Below are 3,933 nucleotides of genomic sequence, written 5' to 3' on the forward strand. Positions count from 1 at the left end.
CCTGCAGACTCCCCATTGAGGAATGCCCCATGAGTGACACGACGTCGTCCCCGGCCGCTGGCGCCGGGCACAGCCACGACCACGGCGGCGGGGGCCTTTGGGCCGGCCGCGCCGAGATCCTTTTCTCTCTGGCCTCCGGCGCCTTCCTGCTGGCCGGCTGGGCTTGGGGTCGGACACAGGGCGATGGCGCCACCGGCCCGTGGCTACTGCTCCTGCTGGCCTATGCCGCAGGCGGATTCTTCACGGTGCGCGAAGCGATTGAGAACCTGCGGCACCGCGAGCTGAAGATCGATTCCCTGATGATCGTGGCGGCCGCCGGCGCGGCGGTCTTGGGCCAATGGGCCGAGGGCGCGCTGCTGTTGTTCCTCTTCAGCCTCGGCCATGCGCTTGAGAACTACGCCATGGGCCGGGCCCGGCGCGCCATCGAGGCCTTGGCCGAGCTGCGGCCGGAAACGGCGCTCGTGCGCCGCGGCGAGGAACTGGTCTCGGTGTCCGTAGACAGCCTGGTCATCGGCGACGTCGTCGTGGTCAAACCCGATGAGCGGGTCGCTGCGGACGGGTTCGTAGTGCTCGGCGAGAGCAGCATCGACCAGGCCGCCATCACCGGCGAAAGCGTGCCGGTGGACAAGCGGCCGGTGGTGGACGTGGCCGAGGCACGGCAACGTCCCGACGCGGTCGGCGCCGAGCATCGCGTCTTCGCCGGCACGATCAACCAAGGCAAGGTCCTCGAGATCGAAGTGACCCGCCTTGCCAGCCAGAGCACCCTGGCGCGGGTCGTCGAACTGGTGCGGTCGGCGGAGAACCAGAAATCACCGACGCAGCTGTTCACGGATCGGTTCCAAAAGATCTTTGTTCCGGCGGCACTGGGGCTGGTGGGACTGCTGCTGTTCGCAGGGCTGGTAGTGGATGAACCGTTCAGCGCCACCTTCTACCGCGCCATGGCGGTGCTGGTGGCGGCCAGTCCTTGTGCCCTGGCGATTTCCACACCCAGCGCGGTCCTGAGCGGCGTGGCCCGTGCGGCGCGGGGCGGCGTGTTGATCAAGGGCGGCGGCCCGCTGGAGCGGCTGGGGGTCCTGCACGCGCTGGCGTTCGACAAGACCGGCACGCTGACCGAGGGCCGACCGCAGGTTACGGACGTTGTTCCGGCCGAGGGTGTGACGACGCCCGAGCTGTTGAGCGTCGCCATTGCCGTGGAGCGCCTGAGTGACCATCCCTTGGCCGCCGCGGTGGTGCGCGATGGCCTGGTCCGCCTGGGCGCGCACGCTGTCCCGGTGGCGACGGATCTCGAGAGCCTTACGGGTCGCGGCCTGAAGGCGACCGTGGCCGGCGAGACCGTATACCTGGGCAAGAAGAGCCTGTTTGATGAGGTCGGCGGTGCAGCGGTACCCGCCACCCTCAAGACCCGGGTGCTGGACATGGAGCATCAAGGCCGGACCGTGTTCGTCGTACGCCAAGGAGACTGTTACCTGGGCGCCGTTGGCTTGATGGACACGCCGCGGGAAGCCGCCAAGGCGGTAATGGGCCGACTGCGCGAACTCGGCATGACCCGGCTGGTGATGCTCTCTGGCGACAATCAACGCGTCGCCGATGCCGTGGCTGCCAGCGTCGGCATCGACCGCGCCTATGGCGACCTGATGCCCGAAGACAAGGTCAAGGCCATCAAGGCGCTGCGTGCCGAAGGTGAGGTCGCCATGGTGGGGGATGGCGTCAATGACGCACCCGCCCTGGCCAGCGCCTCGGTCGGTATTGCCATGGGGGCCGCGGGCTCGGACGTCGCGCTCGAGACGGCGGACGTCGCCCTGATGGGCGACAAGCTCGAGCACTTGCCGTTCGTCGTGGGGCTGAGCCGGCAGACCCGGCGCATCATCCGCCAGAACTTGTGGGCAAGCCTCGGCATGGTGGCGATCCTGATTCCGGCGACGATACTGGGCATGCGCATGGGCGTGGCAGTACTGTTCCATGAGGGCTCGACCCTGCTGGTGGTGGCCAACGCCTTGCGCCTGCTCGCGTACCGGGACCGGACCTGACGTCGGACCATGGGGCTTGGTGCGACCTGGACCCACGGCCATACTCTCGCGATGCTTTTTCCTGTCCGTCGCGTTCTGGAACACCGCCAGGTCCCGATCTATCTGGGAGCGGTCTTGCTGGCCGTGACAGTGGCGGTCAGCATTTCCGGAACGCAACGGTTCCAGGGGGCGATCACGCCGGCGCTGGCGCTGATGCTCTACGTCACGTTCCTGCAGGTGCCGCTTGCGAAGATCGGCCAGCCCTTGAGGGACGGTCGCTTCCTGGGGGCGCTGCTGACCGCCAACTTCGTGGCCGTACCGCTGCTGGTCGCCGGCCTGATGCTCCTGGCTCCGGCCGACCCGCTGGTGCGATTGGGCCTGCTGCTCGTGCTGTTGACGCCGTGTATCGACTACGTGGTCACCTTCTCGCATATGGGGCGCGCCAACGCGCAGGGATTGCTGGCCGCGACGCCGCTCTTGCTGGTCCTGCAGATGTTGCTGCTGCCCGTTTACCTGCGCTTGTTGATGGGTGAGGCGGCTGCGAATTTGGTGGCGCCCGGGCCATTCCTGCATGCGTTCCTGTGGCTCATCGCCGTGCCGCTGCTGTTGGCCAGCCTCACTCAGTGGTGGGCCGCGTCCACGCCCAGCATCGCTCGGGTCGCTTGCTGGTTGGCGGTGTTGCCGGTACCCGCCACGGCCATCGTTCTGTTCGTGGTGGTGGCCGCTGTTGTTCCTCAACTGGGGGAGGCGGGCGCGGCCGTTTGGCACATCGCGCCCCTGTACGTCGCGTTCGCGGTGGCGGCGCCCATGCTGGGGTGGGCCATTGCCACGCTGTTTCGTCTCCAGGCAGCCTCGGGCCGGGCGGTGGCATTCAGTGCCGGCACGCGCAACTCCCTGGTCGTCTTGCCGCTCGGGTTGGCGATCCCGCACGCCATGCCGATGTTGCCCGCCGTGATCGTTCTGCAGACGCTGATCGAGCTGTTGGCGGAGTTGGTTTATGTGCGCTGGATCGCCCGTTGGGGCGACCGTGAAGCGGGGTAATGGGTCTGCCGCGCGGTTCCGTCGCGGTACCGGACTGGCGAACTTAACGTCAAGGTGTTTGAATCGCCCCGCCCTTTCGGCGGCCCAGATGTCTGCGATTAGGGTGCTAGCCCAGGCATTGCCCAGCCCTGGCGGGAGTCAGGGTTGCGCAGCGGCGCCTGGCGGCGTGCGACGCGGCGTCCGGTAGACCGACCCTGTCGCCATCTGCCGGGCGAGCGGTCGTCTCCGGGATCAGGGGGTAGCTGCCCCGGTCGTATCCGGGTTCCGGCCCGTCGATCCTCGTCGCGTGGGGAACTTTTCGGCTCGGACGGGAGTCTAGGGAGCATCCTCCCCCATCCGCGGGGTGTATCCCGTCACTTTTTTCTGGGTGTAGACTCTGGCCATGTCCCTGCTTCGCACCGTCGGCCACCTGCTGCTCGCCTTGGCGTTGATCGCCAACGCCGGGCTGCCGTCGGTCGCGTCTGCGGCGGATCATGCCGCGCACCAGAGTGCGGGTATAGACCAGGACATGGCATCTGCGGGGCATGCGATGGTGGATGGCGACATGGCGTCGTGCCATGACGGGGCCACCGCCGCGCCCGTCGTTCCCAGCCCGGACGTGCCGCTGGACTGCTGTGACGGCGGCACCTGCGCCTGCAGCTGCCTGCATCACGCCCCGGTCGTCGTGATCAGCGCCGCCCCGTGGGCAGTTTCACCCTATCGCTGGGTGGCCCAACTCGGCCGCCTGGTGTCCGTCCCGGCCGCGCCCTCGGCGCCGGCCATTCGACCTCCGATCGCCTAAGCCCTCTCGGCGGACCTTGATCCGCCCCATTCGCTCGACCCGCGTTCCGGGTCGTGTTGCCCGTGGCCTGTCGCCGCGGGTGCTTTGGAGGGTTTCCCATGACTG

Annotated in this window: 3 protein-coding genes; all 3 read left to right on the forward strand. The window is 68.1% G+C overall.

Annotation, left to right across the window (positions count from 1 at the left end):
• Positions 1–29: 29 nt before the first annotated feature.
• The 3 genes from AACZ35_RS13005 (at position 30) to AACZ35_RS13015 (ending at position 3,828) form a co-directional block, all read left to right on the forward strand.
• Positions 30–2,027 (forward strand): heavy metal translocating P-type ATPase, encoded by a 1,998-nt coding sequence (locus AACZ35_RS13005; protein ID WP_290884511.1) that lies wholly within the window; start codon positions 30–32, stop codon positions 2,025–2,027.
• A 51-nt stretch (positions 2,028–2,078) separates the two neighbouring features.
• Entirely contained in the window at positions 2,079–3,047 is a 969-nt protein-coding gene (locus AACZ35_RS13010; RefSeq protein WP_290884513.1) for an arsenic resistance protein, read from the forward strand.
• Between the two features lie 382 nt (positions 3,048–3,429).
• On the forward strand, positions 3,430–3,828 hold the full coding sequence (locus AACZ35_RS13015) for a CopL family metal-binding regulatory protein (protein ID WP_290884516.1): 399 nt from the start codon (positions 3,430–3,432) through the stop codon (positions 3,826–3,828).
• Positions 3,829–3,933 lie beyond the last annotated feature (105 nt).

Origin of the sequence: uncultured Arenimonas sp. (assembly GCF_963976025.1) — a bacterium.
In the GTDB taxonomy this organism is placed as follows: domain Bacteria; phylum Pseudomonadota; class Gammaproteobacteria; order Xanthomonadales; family Xanthomonadaceae; genus Arenimonas.